Annotated in this window: 28 protein-coding genes; 6 read left to right on the top strand and 22 right to left on the bottom strand. The window is 45.6% G+C overall.

Features of this window, described 5'->3' with window-relative positions; genetic code table 11:
- Nucleotides 1-4 precede the first annotated feature (4 nt).
- The 3 genes from HUG20_RS19355 to HUG20_RS03800 form a co-directional block, all read right to left on the bottom strand.
- Nucleotides 5-136, bottom strand: coding sequence for a hypothetical protein (locus HUG20_RS19355; protein WP_281392506.1), 132 nt, complete (start codon nt 134-136; stop codon nt 5-7).
- A gap of 395 nt (nt 137-531) precedes the next feature.
- Nucleotides 532-1653, bottom strand: a complete 1122-nt coding sequence (locus HUG20_RS03805; RefSeq protein ID WP_200088267.1) for an oxidoreductase — start codon at nt 1651-1653, stop codon at nt 532-534.
- Nucleotides 1654-1707: 54 nt separating this feature from the next.
- Nucleotides 1708-2916, bottom strand: coding sequence for an MFS transporter (locus tag HUG20_RS03800; RefSeq protein ID WP_200088265.1), 1209 nt, complete (start codon nt 2914-2916; stop codon nt 1708-1710).
- A 154-nt stretch (nt 2917-3070) separates the two neighbouring features.
- Here HUG20_RS03800 and HUG20_RS03795 point away from each other — a divergent pair, with 154 nt between their 5' ends.
- Nucleotides 3071-3715, top strand: a complete 645-nt coding sequence (locus HUG20_RS03795) for a TVP38/TMEM64 family protein (RefSeq protein ID WP_200088263.1) — start codon at nt 3071-3073, stop codon at nt 3713-3715.
- Here the strand turns inward: HUG20_RS03795 and HUG20_RS03790 are convergent.
- Complete coding sequence (locus HUG20_RS03790; protein WP_200088261.1) at nt 3645-4166, bottom strand: VanZ family protein; 522 nt, start codon at nt 4164-4166, stop codon at nt 3645-3647. The genes HUG20_RS03795 and HUG20_RS03790 overlap by 71 nt on opposite strands.
- A gap of 103 nt (nt 4167-4269) precedes the next feature.
- Complete coding sequence (locus HUG20_RS03785) at nt 4270-5508, bottom strand: CNNM domain-containing protein (protein ID WP_200090373.1); 1239 nt, start codon at nt 5506-5508, stop codon at nt 4270-4272.
- A 184-nt stretch (nt 5509-5692) separates the two neighbouring features.
- On the opposite strand from HUG20_RS03785, the gene HUG20_RS03780 reads away from it, so the two are divergent.
- Nucleotides 5693-7045, top strand: coding sequence for an alanine/glycine:cation symporter family protein (locus HUG20_RS03780; protein WP_200088259.1), 1353 nt, complete (start codon nt 5693-5695; stop codon nt 7043-7045).
- A gap of 29 nt (nt 7046-7074) precedes the next feature.
- Here HUG20_RS03780 and HUG20_RS03775 read toward each other — a convergent pair whose 3' ends face one another.
- On the bottom strand, nt 7075-7812 hold the full coding sequence (locus HUG20_RS03775) for a sulfite exporter TauE/SafE family protein (protein ID WP_200088257.1): 738 nt from the start codon (nt 7810-7812) through the stop codon (nt 7075-7077).
- A 95-nt stretch (nt 7813-7907) separates the two neighbouring features.
- Between HUG20_RS03775 and HUG20_RS03770 the strand changes: the two genes are divergently transcribed.
- Entirely contained in the window at nt 7908-8678 is a 771-nt protein-coding gene (locus HUG20_RS03770; protein WP_343073198.1) for an NRDE family protein, read from the top strand.
- 601 nt (nt 8679-9279) lie between these two features.
- Here the strand turns inward: HUG20_RS03770 and HUG20_RS03765 are convergent.
- The 6 genes from HUG20_RS03765 to HUG20_RS03740 form a co-directional block, all read right to left on the bottom strand.
- Nucleotides 9280-10005 carry a 3-ketoacyl-ACP reductase gene (locus HUG20_RS03765; protein WP_200088255.1) on the bottom strand — a complete coding sequence of 242 codons (726 nt, stop codon included), beginning with the start codon at nt 10003-10005 and terminating at the stop codon, nt 9280-9282.
- 3 nt (nt 10006-10008) lie between these two features.
- Complete coding sequence (locus HUG20_RS03760) at nt 10009-10380, bottom strand: DMT family transporter (protein WP_200088253.1); 372 nt, start codon at nt 10378-10380, stop codon at nt 10009-10011.
- 13 nt (nt 10381-10393) lie between these two features.
- Entirely contained in the window at nt 10394-10702 is a 309-nt protein-coding gene (locus HUG20_RS03755; protein WP_200088251.1) for a DMT family transporter, read from the bottom strand.
- 56 nt (nt 10703-10758) lie between these two features.
- Complete coding sequence (locus HUG20_RS03750) at nt 10759-11280, bottom strand: TetR/AcrR family transcriptional regulator (RefSeq protein WP_200088249.1); 522 nt, start codon at nt 11278-11280, stop codon at nt 10759-10761.
- 74 nt (nt 11281-11354) lie between these two features.
- Complete coding sequence (locus tag HUG20_RS03745; protein ID WP_200088248.1) at nt 11355-11537, bottom strand: hypothetical protein; 183 nt, start codon at nt 11535-11537, stop codon at nt 11355-11357.
- 10 nt (nt 11538-11547) lie between these two features.
- On the bottom strand, nt 11548-12411 hold the full coding sequence (locus HUG20_RS03740) for an NAD(P)-dependent oxidoreductase (protein WP_200088245.1): 864 nt from the start codon (nt 12409-12411) through the stop codon (nt 11548-11550).
- Nucleotides 12412-12559: 148 nt separating this feature from the next.
- On the opposite strand from HUG20_RS03740, the gene HUG20_RS03735 reads away from it, so the two are divergent.
- The 3 genes from HUG20_RS03735 to HUG20_RS03725 are packed head-to-tail and all read left to right on the top strand — an operon-like array spanning nt 12560 to nt 14960.
- A complete protein-coding gene (locus HUG20_RS03735) occupies nt 12560-13348 on the top strand; it encodes an enoyl-CoA hydratase-related protein (RefSeq protein ID WP_200088243.1) in 789 nt (262 codons plus the stop codon).
- 9 nt (nt 13349-13357) lie between these two features.
- A complete protein-coding gene (locus HUG20_RS03730; RefSeq protein ID WP_200088241.1) occupies nt 13358-14401 on the top strand; it encodes an enoyl-CoA hydratase/isomerase family protein in 1044 nt (347 codons plus the stop codon).
- Nucleotides 14388-14960 (top strand): nucleotidyltransferase family protein, encoded by a 573-nt coding sequence (locus HUG20_RS03725; RefSeq protein WP_200088239.1) that lies wholly within the window; start codon nt 14388-14390, stop codon nt 14958-14960. Before HUG20_RS03730 ends, HUG20_RS03725 begins: the two co-directional genes overlap by 14 nt.
- A 93-nt stretch (nt 14961-15053) precedes the next feature.
- Here the strand turns inward: HUG20_RS03725 and HUG20_RS19350 are convergent, their stop codons facing one another.
- The 10 genes from HUG20_RS19350 to HUG20_RS03680 all read right to left on the bottom strand — a co-directional run bounded on the left by HUG20_RS19350 (nt 15054) and on the right by HUG20_RS03680 (nt 25273).
- Entirely contained in the window at nt 15054-15176 is a 123-nt protein-coding gene (locus tag HUG20_RS19350) for a hypothetical protein (RefSeq protein WP_281392504.1), read from the bottom strand.
- A gap of 452 nt (nt 15177-15628) precedes the next feature.
- On the bottom strand, nt 15629-16066 hold the full coding sequence (locus HUG20_RS03720; protein ID WP_200088237.1) for a MaoC/PaaZ C-terminal domain-containing protein: 438 nt from the start codon (nt 16064-16066) through the stop codon (nt 15629-15631).
- A gap of 110 nt (nt 16067-16176) precedes the next feature.
- Nucleotides 16177-16737, bottom strand: a complete 561-nt coding sequence (locus tag HUG20_RS03715) for a YIP1 family protein (RefSeq protein WP_200088235.1) — start codon at nt 16735-16737, stop codon at nt 16177-16179.
- A 28-nt stretch (nt 16738-16765) separates the two neighbouring features.
- The gene (locus tag HUG20_RS03710) at nt 16766-18412 is read right to left on the bottom strand and encodes a sodium:solute symporter family transporter (RefSeq protein ID WP_200088233.1); all 1647 of its coding nucleotides are present in this window, start codon (nt 18410-18412) and stop codon (nt 16766-16768) included.
- On the bottom strand, nt 18413-18682 hold the full coding sequence (locus HUG20_RS03705) for a hypothetical protein (protein ID WP_200088231.1): 270 nt from the start codon (nt 18680-18682) through the stop codon (nt 18413-18415). It abuts the gene before it with no gap.
- Between the two features lie 276 nt (nt 18683-18958).
- Complete coding sequence (locus HUG20_RS03700) at nt 18959-20416, bottom strand: CoA-acylating methylmalonate-semialdehyde dehydrogenase (RefSeq protein ID WP_200088228.1); 1458 nt, start codon at nt 20414-20416, stop codon at nt 18959-18961.
- Nucleotides 20413-21321, bottom strand: coding sequence for an NAD(P)-dependent oxidoreductase (locus HUG20_RS03695; protein WP_200088226.1), 909 nt, complete (start codon nt 21319-21321; stop codon nt 20413-20415). Before HUG20_RS03695 ends, HUG20_RS03700 begins: the two co-directional genes overlap by 4 nt.
- A 15-nt stretch (nt 21322-21336) precedes the next feature.
- The gene (locus HUG20_RS03690) at nt 21337-23001 is read right to left on the bottom strand and encodes an acyl-CoA dehydrogenase family protein (RefSeq protein ID WP_425504090.1); all 1665 of its coding nucleotides are present in this window, start codon (nt 22999-23001) and stop codon (nt 21337-21339) included.
- Nucleotides 23002-23036: 35 nt separating this feature from the next.
- On the bottom strand, nt 23037-23474 hold the full coding sequence (locus tag HUG20_RS03685; RefSeq protein ID WP_200088222.1) for a universal stress protein: 438 nt from the start codon (nt 23472-23474) through the stop codon (nt 23037-23039).
- 59 nt (nt 23475-23533) lie between these two features.
- Nucleotides 23534-25273 carry a sigma 54-interacting transcriptional regulator gene (locus tag HUG20_RS03680; RefSeq protein ID WP_246476527.1) on the bottom strand — a complete coding sequence of 580 codons (1740 nt, stop codon included), beginning with the start codon at nt 25271-25273 and terminating at the stop codon, nt 23534-23536.
- Nucleotides 25274-25433 lie beyond the last annotated feature (160 nt).

Here is a 25433-nt window from a genome sequence, read left to right as displayed (position 1 = left end):
GCTATCAGCTGAAGCCGGGATGCCGCTTCCATGGCTTCGCTTTCCGCGGACGAACGGTCAAGCCTCCTCGCGCAACACCGGCGCTGCGGGGGCTTGACGCGTCCGTTTTTCCACTGGAGTCTCGCCATTGCAGCACCGTCCCTCCGTACGTTGCCAGAAGTGCAAGGGTTTTTTTGTTTATGGGATAGATTACCTTACATCCAGCTTTGACAACACCAACGGAAAATGCTTATGTGCCAGTCTTTTTCCGTTATTCAGCAGTCCCTAGATTAGAAAAAGCCTGAGTTCACCGGAAATGAACTCAGGCTTTTTATTTTTCCTCTGTTTGAAAAATCATCTCGAAACTTGGATGCCCCGGGTTATAGGCCTTTGTACCATCATCCGTTCTTCATGATGACCGAAGCCGTGGGAGATCGGCGATTTCGGGATTCATGGTCCGCTTATGGTGACCGAAGCTAGAGCGATGCGGCGATCTCGGACTCTATATCCCACTCGACCGCATCCGGCGCAGATCAGCACTTTATGAACGCTTCACTCATTTTCAATTAATGTTTTCTCAAGCTCGTGATCTTTCACGTATGCTTTCGGTTTCATGATGCTTCCGGCATCAAAGGCCTCCAACGGCTTATTTTCCAATACGCGATTAGGTGTATCCGGATTGGCCAACGCTTGCCGGGCGATTGCGACGAAATCGCATTGCCCATCGGAAATGAGTTGGGCCGCAGTCTCCGGATCGCTAAGGTTTCCGCAAGCAATAATCGGTTTCCCGGAATATTTTTTTGCCGCTTCAGCCATCGTCATCGTTCCTTCCCCAAAGCCGGGGGTACTCGCATCGTCATCGGAAAGATGGATAAAATCCACGGACGTTTCCCCCAGTGTCGAGAAAATGACTTCCGCATCCTTCTCTCCACCTGGCCATTTATAAGCCCCGTTCGTCGCTTTCAATTGAGAAATGCGAATGCCAAGCATCATTTGCTCTCCCACTGCTCCTCGCACATCATCGATTAATTCAACGAGAAAGCGCAGACGATTTTCGATGGAACCGCCGTATTCATCTTCTCTTTTATTAATATTCTCCGATAAAAACTGATCGAGAAGATAGCCATTGGCGCCGTGAAGCTCAATCCCATCAAACCCGGCACTCATGGCTAAGCGGGCGGACCGGACAAACCCATCTTTCACATCTTCGATTTCATCTTTTGTCAACGCTTTTGCGACTGGAAAATCTCCTTGGCCGCCGTATACTTCCACCTTCGGATTCGGTGGTTGAAAGGGTGAAGGGGCAACACTCGTATCCTTGTAATAATTCCCTTGTGATTGACCGCCGGCGTGCATCAGTTGCACAATCATTTTTGCGCCGTGCGCCTTTACATCGCTTACGATCGGCGCCCAAGCCTCGGCGTGTTTCTCTGTTGCCAGCCCTGCCTGGTTTTCATACCCCTGGCTATACATCGTATCCGGGTACGTGCCCTCGGTCATCACCGCGGCAAATCCGCCTTTCGCAAAACGTTCATAATAACGATGGACCCGTTCATTCGGCGTGCCATCAGCCTCGGAACTTACCCTCGTCATCGGCCCGACGATATATCGGTTTTTTAAAATGTGATTACTGATATGTTCTTGATCGAACAATGTATCCTTATATCTTTGCATTCCCATCACCTTACATTATTTTTTCCTGGCTTCTATTCCTTTTTATTGTTCACGTTAAACCTCTCGAAATTCCTTTGCTTTGAAAAAAACAACGAGCGCGATCATCATTCCTATTGTTCCCAATCCAAACAAAACCATTTGCACCGGGATTCCCGCTGATACAAAGCCGGCAATAATGCCATAAGAAACCGGGTCAAATCCATTCATGGCAAGGAAAATAATACTCATAACCCTTCCCATGATCCGGTTTTCCGTTTTCTCTTGCGACACCGTAAAAAAAGGAATGTAAACGAAAACCATCGCGAAGCCGATAAAAAACAAAAACACGGTGAGCCACGATAAAGACGGCACTTGACTAAAGGCCACAAAAAGAAGCAAAGACGCTATTAATCCATAAATGGTCACCGCTCCCCGTCGTTTTTTTATCGTATACACACTTAAAATAAAACTGCCCAGCAGCATGCCGATGCCTAAACTAGCCTCCATAAAACTTAAATTCAACGGCGAGCCACCATGCACGTCCACGAGTAACGGCATGGCTATGTGAAGCGCGCCGAACACAAAAAAGTTAAGGGCGATCAAAACGATAAGCCCGGTCAGGAGAAAACTTGATTGCCGAACGTAAGCCAATCCCTCTTTTAAATCTTTCCAAGGGCTTTGCGGCACGCTTTCATCGACCGGCGCTTCTTTAAGAAATGGCGGAAAAATGATAGCCGCCGAGAAAAAGACGAGGATCGTCGCGATCAAAAAGCTGGAAGCCACTCCCAACGATTCCATCGTTATCCCAGCCACTATCGGACCAACGATAAAAGCAATCTGATCGGCACCCTGAAAAATCGCATTTGCCCGTTGCAATTGCTTTTTCGGGACGACTTTCGGAATTAATGATACACTCGCCGGTCCGAAAAAAGCATCCAGCATCCCAAAAACACCGGCAAGCACGAGCAATACCGTTAATGTTAAAAGGTCATTGGCAACGAACAGATACATACTGAACAGCATGATGGCTTGGATAAGGTTTGTCGTAAACATAATGGTTGTTTTTTTATATTTATCAGCAACGACACCGCCGAAAATCATCATCACCAAGCGGGGGATCGTAGCCGCGATTAAAACCAGACCAACAGCAGTTGCCGAACCCAGCTCGCTAATAGCATACCAGGAGACCGTCGTTAAAAACATGCTAAAGCCGACAACCGCAAAGATGCCGGCAATAAAAAGAAGAACGAATATTCGATTTCGTAATAATGGTGTTTGTTCCACTCTTTTTTCCCTACTTTCTTAAATCAACCGACCTACAACATACAATATGAAAACGACTATTTGCAAACGCAGAAGACTGTGAAGCCTTCCTATTTCTACATCTGTTGCAGTGAATGATAGAATGTTGAAAGATAGGACATCTCGAGGTGAACCGATGTATCGTAAAATTTTTGTTTTCCTGTTCCTAGCTTCCCTGGCGGGCACCGTCTTTTTATATGGCGAAGCGATCGCGGTTTGGATCGATGAACACGGCACAGAATCGATCGTTCTCACGGCCGCCCTCGCCACACTCATGTCGTTGTTCCCGATCATTCCTTACCCGATTATCGGCGGGATCCTCGGGGCTATTTACGGTTCTTTCCTTGGAAGCTTTATCACCTGGTTCGGATCTGCCATGGCATCCATTATTATGTTTGTGTTCGTGCGCTTCGGCTACCAAGATTGGGGATTAACAATCATCGGCAAGTACGATGCGATTTCCAAAGTGACGATGCTTTTTGAGCGCAACGCCTTTATGACAATCTTTTTAACGCGGCTTATCCCGATCGTCCCTTCGATCATCGTCAACATCTACTCGGCGCTCAGCCGTGTCGGTTTTTGGGCATACACGGTCGCTTCCTCGGTCGGAAAAATCCCTTCGATGATTTTGTTCGCCACCGTCGGGAGCACGATCGTGAACAACCCTGCCGATTTATTCTATATCGGTCTGTTTTACGGAAGTTTTATGCTTATCGTTTACGGTTGCTTCCGTCTATGGAACCGTTACGTCGTGAAAGAGAAAAGCCAACCGGCAAAATAACCACGATGCGCCGGAGCATTTTTCGTGCTGCAACATACATCGCGGCCCCAAGAAATACTCCGACTGTGTTCAATACAAGATCATCAATGTCACTCACGCGCAATGTAAAGGCAAATTGGTACAGTTCAATGACAAGCGAGAGCAACATTCCAACGAGCGTCACTCTCCCAATGCTTCGCAAGCTCCGAAACAATAACGGCAAAAATATACCGAGCGGCAAGAAAAGAAAAACGTTGCCGATTAATATTTTCAAGGGATCCCAAAAGTCAGGGCTGAAAACGCCAATCCGATAGATGCTTCGAAAGGGAATCAAATTATAATTTCGCCCTCCGGGACCGTCAGGTCCCAGAGAGGCGCCATAGTTCCAAGCGAACGCAGTAATGTATAGAAGCACCGCCATGTAGACGGCAAACATCGACCAAGAAAAAATCCGGAAAGAACGTTGCCTCATCTTCGCACACCTTCCATCATAGGGGCTCGTCTAGTATATGCAGCAGCGTTCCTCGCTCATGATGAAAGAAAAGCGACTGCCGAGTCGCAGCCGCATCCTTTCTTCATATGTCCTCTGCCGGCATTTTTTTTATTTCAATTCGTTTTAACGTCGCGTCTTCTACCGCTAAGATCGTAAACATTAGATTTTCATATTCAAAGGCGTCTCCCTCCATCGGGATATACTCCAGCTCATCTAAAATAAAAGCCGCAAGTACATCTTCTTTTTCCGGAATAGCCGTATCAAACACCGAATTCAAGCGACGTAACGTAAGTTTTCCGTTACAGATGATGGAAGTATCCGTTAAGCGCTCGATCAACCGATCATTTCCCAAATCCGTTTCATCCTCAATTTCCTGACCGATCATCGTCTCAATGATATCTTCATGGCTGAGCAAGCCAACTGTTCCCCCGTATTCATCAAGTACAATCGCCAAATGTTTCTGTTCTTTCGACATCTGGCGAAATACTTGCTCAATGGGCTGAAATTCATGGACAAACATCGGGGACATGTCCGAGAGTTGTGTCAATTCCTGACCGAAATCAACAGACCAATAGATCAACCCTTTGGAATGAAAAACACCGATAATGGTATCCATGTCATCGCGATAAATCGGGTAACGCGTAAATCGGTTAGCAAGAATAAGGTCACGTGCATGCTCATAGGATGCGTCTTGTGGAATACCGACAATTTCGACGCGCGGTGTTTTCATGGCATCGCGGACGTTCAAGTTATAAAAGTCCAGTACACCTTTGATGCGATGGCTTTCCTCCTGAGCGAAGGCCCCCTCAGTCTGGGCAATATCCACCATTGTTCGCAGTTCTTCTTTCGAGATCGAAGATGTCCCGTCCTCCTCTCTCGATAATCCCTTGATAACAGCTCCGGTTAATTTTGATAGCAAGTAAATAAACGGCGTCAAAAGCCATAAAACAAAACGAATGACGGGATACACAGTGTAAGCAATACGATCCGGAAACGTAGCGGAAATTGACTTCGGAATAACTTCTGCAAATACGATTAAGGTAACCGTTAATATCGCCGTAGCAATACCTACATTAAAACCTAGTTCAATCGCTACCATCGTCACAAGGGTTGGCAGGATAATATTAACCACATTGTTGCTAATCAATATCCCGGTAATAAATTTATCCGGTTGTGACAGCGTTTGCAGAAGCTTTTGTGATTTCCGGTCTTGATTGTCCGCTCTCGTTTGCACCTTCGTTCGATTCGCCGCTGTCATCGCCGTTTCACTTCCGGAAAAAAAAGCAGAGGCACATAAAAGAAACACTATTGCGATACCTATAAACACGGTTTCAACTCCTATTGGAATAAGGGCTCGTTCATCGTACTACAACTATACAAAATTATTGAAAAAACGACAAACGAGTCGTTTATAATTTCGGGGCAGAAAAACTGCCACAAACTATTCACATTTGCGAGAAACTGTTTTAAAATTAGTAAAGATCAAAACCCAAAGGGGGATTTGCATGCTCGAATGGTTCGAATACATAACAGGAGAAATCAGTGATTTTGTCTGGGGTTTGCCATTAATTATTTTGCTCGTAGGTACAGGGTTATACTTAACCCTTCGCTTAGGCTTCTATTCTTTTCGGATGTTGCCTTACGCGTTTAAACTCACGTTTTCTAAACAAGATAAGGAATCCGAAGGAGACATTTCCCATTTTCAGGCACTGATGACTTCTACGGCCGCAACCGTCGGAACAGGAAATGTCGTCGGGGTTGCTACCGCCGTCGTTGCCGGCGGACCCGGAGCCGTCTTTTGGATGTGGATGACCGCCCTTGTCGGGATGGCCACCAAATATTCCGAAGCGATTCTCGGGGTCAAATATCGCCAAGAAAATGCCCGGGGGGAAATGTCCGGTGGTCCAATGTATTACATTGAGAAAGGGTTGGGCCAAAAATGGCTCGCTGTTCTGTTTGCATTTTTCGCCGTATTCGCGGCTATTTTCGGTATTGGAAACATGATTCAAGCAAACGCAGCCGCAGACGTGGCCAATGATGTTTTTAATGTACCGGTATGGGTCACCGGCATCATCTTTATGATTCTGATTGGCTTGGTCATCCTCGGTGGCATTAAGAGCATTGGACGCGTGGTCAGTTTTATCGTCCCGTTTATGATTGTTATTTACGTCGTGGCCGGTGTTTTGCTGATTGTTTTCAATGTGGACGCTGTTGGCGATGCCTTTTCCTTAATCTTTACCGATGCCTTTACCGGACAAGCAGTGGCAGGCGGCGCGATTGGCACAGTCATTCAAATGGGGGTCGCTCGCGGACTCTTTTCCAACGAAGCAGGCCTGGGTACCGGCGGTATCGCCGCTGCCGCTGCCCGTACCGATGTACCGGCCCGCCAGGCCTTGATTTCCATGACGCAAGTATTCATTGACACCATTATCGTGTGTACCGTAACCGGGCTAGCCCTTGTCATGGCGGACATGTACATGATTGATATTGAAGGCGCTGCCCTCACCGCGCAATCTTTTGATGAATTGCTTCCGTCATTCGGCGGCATCATTGTTGCGGTAACGTTACTGTTCTTTATCTACTCAACGATTCTTGGTTGGGCGTATTTCGGGGAGAAGTGTTTCACCTATCTTGCCGGCACCAATTTTACAATGACGTACCGTATCGTTTTCGTTTTGGCGATTTTTCCCGGGGCGACGTTATCGCTCGATACCGTTTGGAATCTCGGGGATACCTTTAACGCCTTAATGGCAATTCCGAACCTCATCGGACTCTTGCTCTTATCAGGCGTCGTCGTGAAAGAAACGAAACGATTCAATGAAATACCAGCCTATGAAAAAGGGAAAACAAGCATGTAGATAAAAGCGCCTCGAACGAGGCGCTTTCTTCACGAAAACAGGATTAAATTTAAACCTGCGACCAGCACAAGAAGCATCGCGATGGTACGGATCATGTACACCGGCAATTTTTCAAACCATCGTAATCCCAATGTCGCTCCAACAATGACACTCACGACACCGACGGCAAAATAAAGCAGAAACGACAGATCAAAATCCCCATTCACGCCATGCAGAAGCAACGAAAATGAACTTGTCATTAATGTAACGATTTGCACATTTGCCGTATACCTGTGTTTATCTTCTTTATATAAGTATAAACAATAAACGACGAGAAATGTTCCCCCCACCGCAAACAGTCCTCCAAAAAAACCATTAAGAACACCGAGGCTAAGCGGCACGAATGGGTTGATTTTTTTTAGGTTTACGCTTCCTTTGTTGTTAAAATATAAGTAAACGACGAGGGCGATAAGAAAAATTCCGAGCCAGGTTTTCAGCACGTCCATTTCACCATACGTCGTTAATACAAAAAAAGAAAGGATTCGACCTGCAAAGGAAGCCACAACAAACAAAATCAACCCTTTTAATTGAACCGACCGATAATTTTTTATAAGAATCGTCACTGCCGTCACGGCCAAAAACGATAAGACGAGCAATGTGCTTTCCTGAACGCTTAGCATAAAGGGCAGGAATCCCATTACGACTAGACCGAGACCAAAACCGCTCGCGCCCTGCACGAAGGCACCAATTAAAACAATCAAGACGATGAACAATAACTCCCAAACCATCTCTATCCGTCCTATACTTCTTTTGTGACTAACTTTTATATTCTATCATGTTTTGAAGAAAGTTGGGCGTTTTATGAGCTGCGCAGGAAGGAGAGATGAACGAGATGTGCCTCATTAATTTTCAATGGAAATCCCATGAAAAGTATCCACTCATCATTGCCGCAAATCGCGATGAATTTTACGAACGGTCGACGGCGCCTGCCCATTTCTGGGAAGACGCGCCGGACCTGTTGGCGGGACGCGATCTATTGCAAAAAGGAACCTGGCTCGGCATCACAAAACAAGGGAAATTCGCGGCATTAACCAATTTTCGTGATCCACAACAAATCGTCCCCGGCAAATCCTCCCGAGGAGCAATTGTAAAGCAGTTTTTAACAGAAAATCGGTCCCCAAAGGGGTTTATGGAATCTTTACGGAAGCATCGTGACGATTACACCGGTTACAACGTGGTTGCCGGAACCCTCGACGAGATGTACCACTATAATAATGTTCACGATGAATTGAATAAGATTAACCCCGGCACGCACGGATTGAGCAATGATTCCTTAAATACGTCATGGCCCAAAGTCGTAAAAGGAAAGCAGGCGCTAAACGCCTACACAAGCAAAGAAATCAAGACAGAGCCGTTATTTCAGATGCTTTCCGATACAGAACAAGCGCCGGATGAAGCCTTGCCGTCAACGGGCATTGATCCTGACTTTGAAAGACAATTGTCTCCGTTGTTTATCCATACGGACAATTACGGGACACGTGCCTCTACCGTACTTCTGATCGACAACCGGGACAACGTAACCTTTGTGGAACGAAGGTTTGATAAAGGAGTTTTCACGGGCGAGCAATCGTTTTCGTTTCAGGTCATTCAATAGTCGGCTAGACTGATCGCATCTTCATTCTTGCTTTGAAGTACATCTTGATATTTCGGAGCTTGAGCGACACCTTCTCCGTGCGAAGTTCCTCTGATATGTACGTATGGTCCACAGCCAATTTCGCGAGTCCTTACAGCATCTTATAATAAAAGACACATTTGAAAAAGACCGGCGATTATTCGGCAGCCTAATTACTTTATATTCTTTTAGGGAAAGTAGGGAAAGGCATTAATAATATGTTAAAATAAGATTCATAGGGTTCGTTTCCTCAGGTGGCGGTCTTTCACCGTTGGTACCTCTGATGTTCATTTGATTAATTATGAGCAAGGAGGGAGGTGATTTTATGTCAACATATGAAGCCTTAATGCTGTGCGTTACCGTCGGTACGCTCGTATACTTCATCACTGCTGACAACAAAGACAAAAATAACCGCCCCTGAGTTTGATCGGCTCGGGCGGTTATTCCAGTAAAACGGTGAAACCGCTACTTGGGTCGCGACTCTATACTGACCTGTGAACGCAATGTGTTCACGGGCCCTTTTTAATTTATGTCTTTCTTGCGTTTATTATACACTAGTAAATGAATGATTACAACACTCCTATTACTTCGGATTCGTCGCCCACAACTCGGCATTTTTCACGAACATGCGCGGATGCAGTTTCAATTGCGAGATGACGACATCCGCCAAGTCTTCTGCTTGCATAAAGTGTTCGGCGTCTTCCGTCCCGTCGCTTAAGTTGTGTTCGGACGCAAAATCGGTGATCACTTTACTTGGGCTGATCGCTTGGACACGAACATTCTCTCTTCGCATTTCTCTCATTAATGACTCTGTCATCCCAAGCACAGCGAACTTCGAAGCGCTGTAGGCACTGGAACCCTCGGTGCCGCGGAGCCCTGATGTCGAAGAAATATTGACGATTTCCCCGGCCTGGCGCTCGATCATTTCCGGCAGCACGGCTTGGGTGACATGATAGACGCCCATGACATTCACATCCCACACACTCCGCCAATCATCTTCGCTGAGGTCGAGAAAACGGCCATACCTCCCGATACCGGCATTATTAATCAAGATATCGATCTTCCCGAGCGTGTCTTTCACGCTTTGAACAGCGTCTTTCACCATACCGACATCGGAAACATCCGCTTGGACGCTCAACACTTTAACATCATATGTCTCCAACTCTTTTTCCACATTTTCCACATTCGCACGCGTTCTTCCCATGAGTGCCACGTGAACGCCTTCGCGGGCAAACGCATGGGCAAGTGCGCGTCCGATGCCGCGTCCCGCTCCGGTGATTAATGCTGTCTTCCCTGTGATCGATTGCATGTTTTAAAACTCCTTTTCCAATATTTTGCTATCACTTGTTTCTTTTTCATTTAAAAATACGGTAAGTGCGCCTACACCTATAATAACGAGCAAAAGGCCTGTAATGCGAACGGGACCAAGAGCTTCGTCAAAAGCAATCAATCCAATGAGTGCGACAGTGCCAGTACCCGCACCGACCCAAATCGCATAGGCAATAGCCAAAGGAATATAAACCAAAGCTTTTGAGAGAAAATAAATCGCGGCAAACATTCCTATAAAAACAAGCACGGTCGGCCATCCATTTGTAAAGCCAGCAGCCAGCTTCACATTTGTCGTTGCGATCACTTCGAAAATAACCGCGATGCCGAGTAAAATAAACCCTTTATATTTTCCCATCTCGCACCCCCTCCTAAACATTCAAAAGAACAACACCAAGAATAATCATGCCCATGGAGAGTATCACCTTTTGATTTAATTTCTCTTTAAAAAAAAGCACACCGACGACAGCAGTCAAAATAACACCAATCCCGCTCCATGTCGCATACGTCACACTGATCGGGAGTTCAGTCATAATAATCGAAAGCAGATAAAACGTAAGAAAATAAATCATCACACCTGCGAACGCCGGCCCCGGACGTCGAAATCCGTTTGATTTTTTTAAGGCTGCATCGCCAACGGAAGCAATCACGACGGCAATAAACAATGCAACATAGAGCATTGACGCCCCTCCTTTTAAACCGTCTGGACGGTAAGTTTTGTTTTAGAAAAAATGCTTTATCTTTTTTCTATCAATGCCTTCACAACGTTCAAGACATGGGTGCGATCCTCGTTCCCGTGTAGGTGTATGTCGAACAAGTTTTCAAACCATAAGCCGCTCGTGATCAAGCGGATAATCGTAGCGACTTCTTCGCTGTTTTCCGCACGCAATAGACGCATCCATTCGTTATATTGCTGCTGCATGGGGGTTAATAAATCACGATCGTTGGCGATGGCCATTATGGCACTTTTATCCATCGTTGAAATATCGCCCTCGCGGTCGACATCGTCTAACGTTGACAACACATAACTGAGGGAAAAATCATGCGCATTCTCATACTCCGCAATTGCTTCGTTCGAGCGTTTAAACACATAGTCAACCATCCCTTTAAGAAGTGCCTGTTTGCTCGGAAAATGATACAATAACCCGCCTTTGCTGATACCGGCTTCTTCGGCCACTTGCTCAAGGGTGACATTGCCAATGCCGACACGCGAAACGGTCTTTGCCGCAGCTTTTAAAATTTTTTCTCGTTTTGTCATGATCATCATCTCTTTTCTAGAAAATAATTGTACCGTCCGGACAGTCCGTTTGTCAAAATAAAAGAAGTACTCCATTAATCGGAGTACCCTCCATTCATGAAAAATCGCAGAAATGCCAAGACCAGTAAAACTTGTGAAATGACCAATGTCACGATCCAAAGCATGTTTCCATATACGGCAAAAATAGCTGCAACCATCGCCAAAATGATCGAGAGAACGAACATTCCGACCGCTTTTTTATCTTTTAAAAGTTTCATCTTCGCTTCCTTATTCCCAGAGTTTATAGATCGATTGTGTGCCGCTATTTTCCTCCCCTTGCTCAGCAAGTTTATCATACAATGCTTTCACCAACTCGACGCCGGGCAACCCTTCCTTCATTTGCTCGGACTCTTCGATCGCAATTTCCATATCTTTGATAAAATGCTTGACATAAAAGCCAGGAGCGAAATCTTCGTTCAACATGCGCGGCGCCAAATTTTGCAGTGTCCAACTACCGCCGGCACCCGTTGAAATACTCTTTAACACTTTTTCCTGATCAAGCCCTGCATGTTTTGCATACCCCATCGCTTCCGCCGCTCCGATCATGCTAGCCGCCACGGCAATTTGGTTGCACATTTTCGTATGTTGCCCGCTGCCTGCAGGTCCTAAATGTTGAATGTTTTCCCCCATTGCTTCAAATAAAGGAAGGCACTGATCGTATACGTCTTCATCACCACCGGCCATGATCACAAGTTTGCCGTTTCGTGCGCCCACGTCGCCGCCGGAAACAGGGGCGTCCAAAGCTGTACCCCCTTTTTCTTTTGCCGTTTTTGCAATTTTCTTTGCTAAAGATGGTTTCGACGTTGTCATATCGATCAACGTAGCGCCCTTTTTCATATGCGCGAGCAACCCATTTTCTGAAAAATAAACATCCTCCACATCTTTCGGATATCCGATCATCGTAATGACAATGTCAGCCTCGGATGCGAGATCCTGCACAGAATCTTTCCAGGTGGCACCGCTCGCCACGAGATCGTTCGCTTTCGCTTTCGTTCGTGTGTAGACGAGCAGCGGATAGCCTGCGTCCAAGATATGCTTCCCCATGCTTTTCCCCATTACGCCAATGCCAATAAACCCTACTGTTTTACTCACCGGAAAATCTCCTCCTTTGAAACTTCTCTATGAAACCATACTATCATACCTATCCAATAGAATTCCAAATCATGTATAATGGATATGGAAGCGTTGTATTTTCATTTGGCATAGTTTTTGCATTTATGCTACATAAGGAGGTTTTTTTATGACTAACTACAACTATGTAAACGTATCCACAGAGTCTTTTGTCACGACGGTAGAAATCGACCATCCCCCGGCGAATACACTGTCTCCAGACTCAATCAACGAGTTGCGGGGTGTCTTTAAAACATTGTCTAATGACCCAGACACGAGAGCGATCCTTTTGACAGGTGCCGGACGTTTTTTCGTCGCCGGTGCCGACATAAAAAAATTCGCAGAAGCGTTTGACGACGCGTCGAAAGCAGAGGAAATCTCCCGAGCCGGCCAGGAGCTTTGTGAGGAAATTGAACAATCAAAAAAACCAGTGGTTGCCGCGATTAACGGCGCGGCCTTAGGCGGCGGCCTTGAGGTAGCCATGGCCTGCCACTATCGCTTTGCATCCGAAGATGCGGTGCTTGGTTTGCCGGAACTCAAACTCGGTTTAATCCCATCTTTCGGCGGCACGCAACGCTTGCGCAGGTACTTAGGCTCGGCACGGGCTATGGAATTTATTTTGACGAGCAAAAACATGAAAGCAAATGAAGCCGCTGATCTCGGCCTCGTCCAACGCATCGTTTCGGGCGAAACGGTACGTGCGGATGCCCACGCTTTTGCGGAGCAACTGATTGAAGGCAAAAGCATGACGAGCATCGAGCGGGCTGTTGAGGCGATCATGAAAGGTATCGATGATTCAACGGAAAACAGCTTGGCGCGGGAACAGCAATTCTTTGGCGAACTCTTTTGCAGCGATGACGGTAAAGAAGGCGTCCGGGCGTTTATCGACAAACGAACCCCTGATTTTAGGCATTCCTAGGAGGTAAAAATGACAAACGAAGTTACATTTTCAACAAACCGAAAAGGATTGGCAACGATCACATTAAATCGGCCAAAAGCACTGAATTCATTAAGCCTCGATATGATTATAGCGATCGGGGAGCAGTTGGACGCTTGGCGCAACGATCATTCCGTACAAGTGATCGTCATGGAAGGCGCCGGAGAAAAAGGCTTCTGTGCCGGCGGTGACATTAAAACGTTATCGGAAGCGCAAAACGGTGGAGAAGCGTTCGCAAAGGCAAGGGAATTTTTCAAGGAAGAATATCGTGTGGACCTAATGGTGAAGGAGTACCCGAAACCGATCGTCGCCTGCCTTGATGGCGTCGTTATGGGCGGCGGTGTCGGTCTCACGCAAGGAGCAAGCCATCGGGTTGTTACCGCCCGTACGAAATGGGCGATGCCGGAAATGAACATCGGCTTCTTTCCGGATGTGGGTGCGGTCCATCTTTTAAACCAAGCCCCCGGCTATACCGGTCGTTATCTTGCCTTGACATCGGCAACCATAAAAGCCGCGGACGTGCTCTATATAGGGGCGGCCGAGCATTACGTCTCGGAATTGACGGACTTACTTGATAAGTTGCATGAAATCGATTGGGTGAACAAAACAGATCCAACAGGCAAACTCGATGACATTCTCGCCGAACAAAACAGTACGCCGGAAGAAGAAGCACCCCTTGCTTCCATGCAAGAAGCGATCGATCGTTATTTTAACGCGGATTCGATTGAAAAGATCGTGGAACAATTGGAAAGCGGGGACGAAGCATTCGCTGCAGAAACACGAGAAACATTGCTGTCAAAATCACCGGTTTCCGAAAAAGTAACATTGAAACACATGATCGACAGTGAAAACAAATCACTCGCCGAAACGTTAGAGATGGACCTCGTTATTGCCGTCAATTTTTTGAAGCACGACGATTTCTACAAAGGTGTCGAAGCGGTTATTTTCAAAAAGAGCCAAAGCCCAGACTACACGTACAAACGCTTGGCAGATGTTTCAGAAGCGATGGTGGCGCAGTTTTTTGAAGCTTCATAGCAAAGCGGACGTTATTTATGTGATTGAACGCGACCAGTGGATGATGGATATTCTAGAGGCGGTAAAGGGTTTGCAGTTGCCTGATGACTGGATCTGCTCCGGTTTTGTGAGAGCGAAAATCTGGGATACATTGCATGGCTTTCGTAAACGGACACCTTTGCCGGATCTAGATGTCATCTATTTTGATCCTGTAAGCATCGGTGAAAGCGAAGAAAAGAAGCGGGAGGAGCAACTGAGAAGCATGCTTCCTCCCATTCCTTGGTCTGTGAAAAATCAAGCGAGAATGCATCTTGTGAACGGCGTCCCACCTTACGCGTCCTCCGTTGACGCAATCTCCAAATTTCCGGAAACGGCAACTGCCATCGGCGTGAAACTGAGGGATGATGCCCGTGTGATGCTAGTTGCTCCATGCGGAGTGGAGGATGTGCTTAAAGGGGCGGTGCAACCCACGCCTTTTTTCATGGAAACGGAGGAACGGCTTGCTGTATACAGGGAAAGGGTCATGAAAAAAGATTGGGCTGCGACGTGGAAGATGTTGGATATATGGGATGGATATTAGGTCCATACGACGACCATATGTAAGAAAAGATTCGAAGCGAGGCTTAGAATCCTCGCTTCCCTAATCTAGGGATTGCTGAATAACATGCAGCTATCAGCTGAAGCCGGAATACCGCTTCCATGGCTTCGCTTTCCGCGGACGAACGGTCAAGCCTCCTCGCGCAAAACCGGCGTGCGGGGTCTTGACGCGTCCGTTTTTCCGCGAGAGTCTCGCCATTGCAGCACCGTCCCTCCATATGTTGCCAGAAGTGCAAGGGTTTTTTTGCTTATAGGATGGATTTCCTTGCATCCAACTTTGACAACACCAACAGAAAATGCTTATGTGCCAGTCTTTTTCCGTGATTCAGCAGTCCCTAATCTAACATTTTAATATGCTACTTGTCGCAGCGGCTCTTCACCAAAATCTATCGTTGATAAAAGTGAACACTTAGTATAGTGACTAGCCAGCGGAGGAAAAACACGGAGACTCCTGTGGGGAAGCGCAAAGGGAAGACCCCGCAGAAAAAAGCGATTTTCTTTTTCCGAGGAGGCTGGACTGGGAGCCCACGGAAAGCGTCGTGTTTTCCGTAGCGCTGATCAAGCATCCATACATTGGCTTGTCGACCATAGATTTTAGTGTTGATCCATCGCAGCTGTTATTTTCCGTTTAATTCCAATTATATATCCGTGTTAACAGTCCCTTTTTATTAGCCCAAGAAATTTTACATTCATAACCATTTTTTCATCTTGGTTATAGGTGTTTAATAAAATTGAGATATACCCTCTATCTTTTTGGTCACTATGCTCTTGCTTATCAATAATGCGGGCTTTTACAGTTAATATATCTTCCGGGTAGACAGGTTTTAAAAATTCTACATGCTCCATCCTGACGCCACCAATGATATCTTCTCCAATCAAATTCATATCAACCCATAGTTTCCAGCTGATACTCAAGGTATGAAGTCCTGAAGCGATTATTCCTCCAAAAATACTTTTACTTGCTTTCTCATCATCAATATGCATATATTGCGGATCGAATTTTAAAGCAAAGTTATATATTTCATCTTTTGTCACCGTATAGGTTGATGTTTTATAAACTTTATTTATTAGCATTTGCTCATACTTCATATCATAATCTACCCTTTCCAAAAGATTGGGTACTTACAAACATTCAGAAAACCACGAGCCTCGAACTCTTGTCCCTTTACCATCACTCGGTTAACAACTCACTTCGTTGTTTATAAAGTCGGAACTGGTAAAATGAGATAGTACACACTCGTAAAAAATACAAAAGAAGCTAATACAGAAAGATAAGCTTTCGCCTTGGAGAATTGTTGTGTCGTTTCTATTATTCTGACACAAATGAGATACATCCAACCGATCCCAAAGAATAGTCCTATGATTACCAAAATTAAGCTTAAACTTAGTATATCGATCCCTATAAGAAATGGCGCACTTAAAAGCCCTGGAAGAAGAGAGATTGAAACAATTTGATTTACCTCCTTCATTCGCCCCGGTCCACCAAAGGCACGTGCGCCGGCCCAAAGAAGTAATGTCAAACCAAATTTGGTAACAACCGCCATTAATATGCCTAGTGCAATTAATAAAAATGGCGCAATGACAAACCCCAAAAATAAGGAATCAAAACCGGATAGAAATTGGAGATTAGCAATAACAGCCATCATACCATAGATAACACCCACCATAACTAAAGTTGCTCGACTGTATTTCGATGCTTTTTGACTTTCCATGAATGTTTGATATGCATCTCGCTCCAATACTATCATTTTTCCAATCAAAATTTTCTCCCCCCAATCTTATAATTTTCTACATCCCCCAAGGAAAAAGCGCCCATATACCAACAGCAAAACTAAGGGCTAACGCAATCACTGGTCCAAGTTTACTGTTATAGCGATAAGCTTGTACATCCTTCCAACCGTGTATCCGTTCGACTAATTCATGGTCCACTTTCGTCGTCAATTTCTCTGACAGGCTTGGCATGCGATTTGTTACATAGGAAACAACGATCAAAATAATAAAACTTAAGGGAACAGCAAACATAGCGCCGGATATTCCCATCTCATTTGTAACACCGTGGTCGGTAAGAACCAGACTTGGAGCAACGAAGGGCGAAAGAAGGATGTAAACGACCCCGCCAATGGATGAGGCTGCTATTGCGCCATAGCGATTCGTTTCCTTCCACCATACTCCCATGATGATGAGTGGAGCAATGGTTACTCCGGCTAAGCCAAAAGCCCAGAATATACTGATCGTAAGGAATTCCGGTGGATTGATACCAAGAAGAATACTGGCAACTCCTCCTAGGAATATGGCTAAATAACCCATACGAACTTTAGCTCTCTCCGTTAATTCCGGTTTAAGCGTTGCTATAATATCTTGCGATAACAAAGCTCCAATCGACAAAAGATTGCCGCTCAATGTTGAGACGCCTGCAGCAATAGCTCCGGCAATTACTAAGGCCGCAACCCATTCAGGGTTATACACAATATTCAGGATCATCGTTAACCTGTCAGCATCTCCGGCTTCAATAAATAATCCTTGAGTTTCAGTAGCATAAACGCCAACAAATCCCATAGCGTAAGTAGCTGAAAACACTAGTCCTGTTACAAAAGCGTACCAAACCATTGCCGACCTTGCACTTCTTAAACTAGACGAAGTATAGACCCTCATAGCCAAATGGGGAAGTCCCAAAGCCCCAATTGTAATTGCCGGTATAAGCGCAATAAACCACTTTGTTGGAAATTCATAGTCAAAAAAACTTGGGAATGCTTCTAACATAGCAGGAACCATATCTGAATATAAAAGAGGTGGGAAAAACCAACCGTCTCCTCCTAACGCTTTCATAATGGCACCCAGAGGGAGGATAAACATGAGCGCAATAATTACCATTTGAATAGCTGCATTCGTTGTCGCTCCTGACATCCCTCCAATGGTTATATACCCGACAATGATCAGCCCCCCTACAAAAAGCCCAGCAATATATGGAACACCTAAAAGCGTCTCAAAGGCAGCCGCCACCCCAATCATTTGCCCAAGCGCATACATAATCGAAACAATAATCATAAACACAGCGGCGATAATACAAGCTTTAACACCATACCGCTCACGAATAAAGTGTGTTGGAGACGTTACCCCCATCCTTCGTAGGCTCGTTCCGTAAATAATCGTAATTAGCGGGATTGCAACGATTAGCTGAATCCACAAAATAATTAACGGCATTTGCAGTTCAAGAATGAGGGCTGTAATGCCTAAAAAGGTAGCTAGACTCATATAACTAGATGACATGGCTAATCCATTTGTGAATGCGCCTACTTTACCACCTGCAATGTATAGATCTCCAACGGTAGATTGTTTTCGATTAGAAACGTAACTTACCACATAAAATAAGGCGAATGTTACTAGAACGACTACTACCCCAAATATTGGGTTTGATAATTGATAGGTTTCCTCCATTTAACCCACTTCCTTTCGCGATTCTGTTCCTTCAATTTCTTGTACAATTTCATCATCTAACCGATTTCCCATCCGGCCTGCCAAAATGGTCAAAAAGTAGACACCAAACCACCCGAAAATAATTGGTATAATGTACCTTATTGGAAAACCAAATAACAAAACTCCATCAAAGGGAAACATGGAAAACATGATTCCAAATCCATTTCCAAAAGCAATAAAAGCTAGCACCATCCAAAATGTGAATTTCACTTCTTTTTTATAAGCTTTCACAAATCCACCTCCATGAGAAATTAGTATCTTTTAATTACTAATTTTTAGCAATTTTTCTAATATATTATCAGTGTTTTAAAACGCATTCATTGGTTCTCACCCAAAAAGGTCAGATAAGCATTTTTGCCACAACATGTAGTGTTTAATACGGCGGTCGTAAAACAATATACTGTGTTTTTAAGGACATATTTTGAAAAAACCTACCTTTTTGGGAGCAAACCATTCATTTTCTTAAGTGAGAGAACCCTATATGGGCTCTCCGTCAATTTAAATTGTTTAATACCACCGCTCCGTAACGACTTTCTTCCTCGTATAAAATTGCACTCCGTCTTTCCCGTTCGTGCCTAAATCTCCGTAAAAGGACGCTTTATTGCCGGCAAAAGCGAAGAATGCCATTGGTGCAGGTACGTTAACGTTGACGCCGATCAAACCGGCATCGATACGGTCGCGAAATGTTTGCGCTTCTTTGCCGTTTGACGTATAAATGACCGCTCCATTTGCGAACCGTGAATGGTTCGTTACCGCGATGGCTTCGTCAAGATCACGGACACGTACAACGCTAAGCACCGGTGCGAAAATTTCATCTTTCCAAACGGCCATATCGGTATTTACATGGTCAAAGATCGTAGCGCCGACATAAAAGCCTTGTTCTTTTTCCGCTCCTTTATCACGCCCATCAACGACGAGATCCGCGCCTTCCTGAACGCCTTGGTCAATATATCCGAGGACCCGCTCTTTATGCGTCTCCCGGATGACCGGTCCAACAAAATTCTCTTCGTATCTTCCATCCCCGACCTTCAAATCTTTTGTCGCGGCGGTGAGATTCTCCATAAATTCATCGGCAATGTCATCGACAACGGCCACGACCGAACAAGCCATGCATCGTTGGCCGCTGCTGCCGAACGCAGACCCTATGACGCCTTCAACCGTTTTCTCCATATGGCAGCCCGGCATAACGACCGCATGATTTTTCGCTCCGGCCAATGCTTGCACTCGCTTGCCATGGGCGGTGCCGGTTTCATAGACATGTTTGGCGACAGGCTCGGAACCAACGAACGAAATCGCTTCGATATCCGGTTGCGTTAACACACGGTTGACGACATCTTTTGCTCCGTGAACGAGGTTTAACACGCCTTTGGGAAAGCCTGCTTCATAAAACAATTCTACGAGCCGCTCCGCTAACAGTGGCGTTCGCTCCGATGTTTTTAAAACAAACGTATTGCCACAAGCGATCGCCAACGGAAACATCCATAAGGGCACCATCATCGGAAAATTAAACGGTGTAATGCCTGCGACGACACCGAGAGGATAGCGCCAGACCGAACCATCAATGCCGCGAGCAATCTGCGGTAATGCATCCCCCATCATTAAATTGGGCGCCGATGTCGCGAGTTCGACGACTTCAATGCCTCTTTGCACTTCTCCGTGGGCATCTTTCAATGTTTTTCCATTTTCTAGCGTGATAATTTCGCCCAATTCTTCCCGATGTTCATTCAATAGCTGTAAATACTTGAACATATAACGCGCCCGATCGGGCACCGGCACTAATGACCAACTTTCATACGCTTCTTTCGCTGCCTCCACCGCTCGGTCAACGTCCGCCGCCGTTGAGATTGGCACTGTGGCGATCGTTTCCCCGGTTGCCGGGTTTGGAACCGATTCTGTAACACCACCCTCCGTATCTACCCATTCGCCATTGATCGCGTTGCGCATTGTTTTTACATCCGTGGTCATTTTATTCGCTCCTTTTTCGCTTCAAATGAAATATCTTGTTTGCCAACATGCTCATAGAGCACAGCCATGTCATTTGCTCCCAACCCTGCCTCTTTCGCTTCCTCATAAACTTGCAATAACACGTCTGTCACCGGTAGGTGGAGGTTTTCTTTTGTCATTGTTTCTTTTACAAAATTTAAATCTTTATGCAATAACTTTAATGTAAAGCCTGGATCGTAATTATCGTTGGCGATGAAAGTTTTGTAATTCCGTTCATAGATACGGCTCTGGCCATAGCTGACACTTAACACGTTAAACAGCGCATCCAAATCCATGTTTTGTTTTTTGGCCAACGCAAGCGCTTCACTGACTCCAGCTGTGTAAAAACCAATGAACAAATTGTTAATCAGTTTCGTCAGCGTCCCGCTTTCAATTCGTTCGTCAATATGAAAAATATCCTCGCCAAGCACATCCATAAGCGGAAACGCATCATCATAAATTTTCTTAGAACCGCCCGCCATAAACGTCAGCGTCCGGTTCACAGCACCGACGACGCCCCCGCTCACCGGCGTTTCCAAAAAACGTACAGCCTGTTCCTTCGCTACCTCGGCCACTTTTTTATTGCTCTCCGGAGCCACGGTGCTTGTGTCCAGAAGCAGAATGTTCTCGTGGCTATTTCGAACTAATCCGTCTTCGCCGAGATACACAGATTCATAGGCTTCTACCGAAGGCAAACTGGTGATAATCGCATCACAGGATTTTGCCAAATCATCCATGGAACGTCCGACCTGTCCGCCGGCTTTTTCAAAACGCGTTTCCGCTTCATGGTTTACATCAACCCCATACACGTCGTAGCCGGCATCTACCAGGTTTTCCGACATCGGCATTCCCATATTTCCAAGGCCGATAAAACCAATCTTCTTCATAAAAAACTCCCCCGTTTACGTCTGATATTTTCCAGCGGTAATGACGTACTCGCTAATGTCTCTTTTTTTCTTCAACACGTTTTCAGCAGCTGGCATATGTGCACGGGCGCGAATGCTTCCGATCATTTCTTGTCCTTTCGCTCCTTCGTCAACCGCACTCCAAAGCCGAATAAGATCCCTTTCCACTTTTTCATATCCTTCTTCGCAAATGACATCTGTCATCAACTGCTTAAGCGTAGCTCCGCTCCCTGCTTTTTCAGTGCGTAAATAAGCGGCGCGCATGACACTAATTTCCTTGTAAATATCGGCAACCAAACGCGAGAATTCCTGATTTTTCGCTACGCCTGTTTTCAATAGATCAGTAAAATGCCGCTCCGCTTCCAAAATAAAAATGGCATTCCGGTCGGTTTCGATTTGTTTTTCAACCGGTTGATCCCGGAATCGGGAAAACAAATCCTTCGCCACCGCCAGTCGATTAATCTCATTCGTCCCTTCGAAAATACGGCTAATACGAGCGTCACGGTAAATCCGTTCGACCTCGTATTCTTGCATAAATCCGTATCCACCGTGTATTTGAACCGCTTCATCAGCAACAGCTGCAAGCACTTCCGAACCTTGAATTTTGCCGGCGGCGCATTCGGCGATAAATTGGCCGACGACTGCCTGCGCATCTTGCTCGCTGCTTTTCTCCAACGCATCGTCAATACGTGCTGCGGTTTGATACACCAAGCTTTCAACACCGAAGATCGCGGTGTTCATAGTCGCGATTTTTTCCTTGATCATTGGAAAATCAACGAGCAGTTGCTGAAATTGTTTTCGTTCTTTTCCATATTTAACGCTCAATTCTAACGCCCGTTTAGCTGTGCCCAGATTTGCAAAGGACAATTTTAAGCGTGCCAAGTTGAGCGTATTCATTGCAATTTTGTGTCCTTTTCCAACCTCACCGAGCATATTTTCTTGCGGAACCGCTACTTCATCGAGGATAAGCGTGGCCGTTGATGTACCGTTAATGCCCATCTTTTTTTCTTCTGGGCCAACGGAAAGTCCGTCCATCTCCCTTTCCACGATAAACGCGGTCATGCCGGCATCAGTATTGGCAAAGACGACATAAACTTGGGCAAGTTTCGCGTTCGTTATCCATTGCTTTTCGCCCGTCAGAACCCATGCGTTTTTCTCTTTATTCCATACCGCTTTCGTTTTTCCTTTAAGGGCATCGGAACCGGCAGACGGCTCTGTTAATGCATAGGCCCCGACCCACGCTCCGCTTCCGAGCTGTGAGAGATATTTTTTCTTTTGTTCCTCATTTCCATAGTTAACGTAAGGAGACGTACCGACGCCCGCGTGAATGTTATAGGAGACACTGAACGAACCTCCGCCATTCCCGATATTTTCGGCTACCAGCCCGGCGACGTGCTTGCCGAGTTCGAGCCCCCCGTAAGCTTCCGGGATTTCAATAGCTAAAAGTCCGAGCTCGCCCGCTGCCGCAAATGTTTCTTGCTCCTTTTGGTAATCATGCAGTTCCAAGCTCTCCACATTCGGAAGGATTTGCTGTTCCACGAATTTTTCCGTCGTTTTCGCGATCATGACCTCGTCCTCGGTTAAGTCTTCCGGTGTGAAAATGTCGGGATAGTCCAATAGATCCTCCCACCAAGGTGTTCCCGATAACCGTGTGCTCATCATCTGACCCCCTTTTGTAATCGGCTTTTATCATTGGCTTATGTGAGCGCGCTTCTCACAGTCACTACATCACAAGATGCGTGTCGCACACAGGCTTCTGCCACACTGCCAATCAGCATTCGTTCAAAGGCATTGCGGCCGGTGGAACCGGTGACCAATAAATCGACGTCATTTTCGGTGAGTAGTTTTCCGGTTAATTGATTTCGTGGATTTCCGGATCTCAATAATGTTTCTACATCTTTCAATCCTTCATCACCGGCTTTTTCTTTATATTCTTTTAGCATTTGCTCCGCTTTTTTTTCTGTTTCATCATACAACGATTGAGGGGTATAATCCTGTGTGTAGAAATTTCGAATATCAACAACATGCGCGATTGTCAATGATGCACCGTGGAGTTTTGCCAATTGAATAGCTTTATCCAACGCTTGTTCGGACTGTACTGATCCATCCACAGCAACTAAAATTTTTTTATACATCTCAATCACCTTCCTTTCCCTTAATTTAAATGCAATAATTGTGCCATACTTCCAAACCGTCACGAAAAACGGGAAAGTTTATTATATAACGTCGCCCGAGAGATCCCTAAGCGTTTCGCTGCCTTTGATTTATTGCCATCTACTTCTCCCAAAACCTTCTCGATCTGTTTTCGTTCAAATTTTTCTTCTTGCTTTTGTTTTCTTTCCTGCCACTCACTTAAAGATTCAGTCACTTGAGTTTGTTCATTGAAACCATCCGGAAGATCTTCGAGTCGAATGTGATCATCCTCGCATAAATGGAACATTTGCTCTAAAACATTTAACAACTCTCGCACGTTCCCCGGCCAATCGTATTGAAACATCCTTTCCAAGACTTCTTTTTCAATCGTCGTTTCCTGCGTTTCGTTTTCCTCACTTAATTTCGGCAGCCGATCAGCAATAATTAAAGGAATATCCTGTTTCCGATCCCTTAAAGGCGGGATATGAAGCGGCATCACGTGCAGGCGATAAAATAAATCTTCCCGGAATTTATCTTCTTCCATCTGTTTTTTTAAATCTTTATTCGTCGCCGCGATGAGGCGGAAATCGACGGGAATCGGGGTGGTTCCTCCCACGCGGTCAACTTCTTTTTCTTGCAGAACCCGTAAAATTTTTGCTTGAGTAGTATGGGGCATATCTCCGATTTCATCCAAAAATAAGGTTCCGCCACTTGCCAGTTCAACTTTCCCCGGTTTGCCGTTATTGCGTGTCCCGGTAAATGCCCCTTGCATATAACCAAATAATTCCGATTCCAAAAGATTTTCCGGGATTGCCGCGCAGTTCACGGCCACGAATGGGCCACTGCTTCTACTCCCATCTTCATGAATGGCACGGGCAAATGGCTCTTTGCCAACGCCAGATTCTCCCGTTATTAAAACCGTTGCTTTTGCTTTAGAGGCTTTTCTTCCGATCTTTTTTGCTTTCGAAATTCCGGGGCTTTCCCCGATAATATCGTCAAAATGCGTCGGCCCTTGGGCGAGCGGTTCTCGGCTCATTTGCTTTTCAGATTGTTTGTCTGTTGTTTGCAAACGTTCCATCCTTTGAAGGACTTGCCGGATCTCGGAAATACCTTCATAAACCAAAATTCCGACCGCACCGATGACCTGGCCATTCTTCCAAATCGGCAAACGGTGAACGACCAATTCTTGCCCCTGTAATCGGTGGGGTTGGCTTCGTTCTGGAACACCAGTTTTCAGTACGGCTGGCAAGCGTGAATTTTCGATAACATCCGCTGCCGGCCTCCCCAAAGCTTCTTCTTTGCTTACCCCGACATAACGGCTGTACGACTCATTAAACAACAGTATCGTCCCTTTTTCGTCAACAATGGCAACTCCTTCGTACGCCGTGTCAAACCCAAGTTTCAACCATTCAATCGTTTGCCTGGCATCTTTCTCTCGCTCCCGCACGTATTCGTAATAAGCGATCATTTCCTCGTTCCCGACCACACCTTCCAGGGCACCGTTTTTTTCATGAAGGACATAGAGCGGTCGTTCCGGTGTTTTTTTATCATTTAATGAAAAATCTTCACTAACGGCGTAATAATCGGTTTTCATTATGCATAAAATGTCGTTTTTTTCGTATAAATACGTTACACAATCTTGCAAAGTGATGACCCCGAGCAAATGACCATTTTCCACGACAGGCAATTCCTTGTCTGCAATTTCCGAGAAAAGCACAAGCGTTTCCGGAAGCGTATCTTCCTTAGACAATGTAACCGGCTGTAGATTCATCCATTGCTTGACGTGATCATTTGAAATCATTTGCATCCGACCCCTCACCTTTTTAGAAACCTTGGCTTTTCGCCAAGGTTTATGGCGAAAGCCTTAGTTGCACTTATGCATGTAAGAAAGTTGATTTTTACTTTCTTACATGCCAAAAGATTGCAAGCGCTTACTAATATTATACTAAAAAAACGTTGCA

Source organism: Salicibibacter cibi, from assembly GCF_016495865.1.
GTDB classification, from domain to species: Bacteria; Bacillota; Bacilli; order Bacillales; family Marinococcaceae; genus Salicibibacter; species Salicibibacter cibi.
Note: the sequence above shows the minus strand (reverse complement) of the source record. Positions and strands in the feature narration are given on the sequence as shown.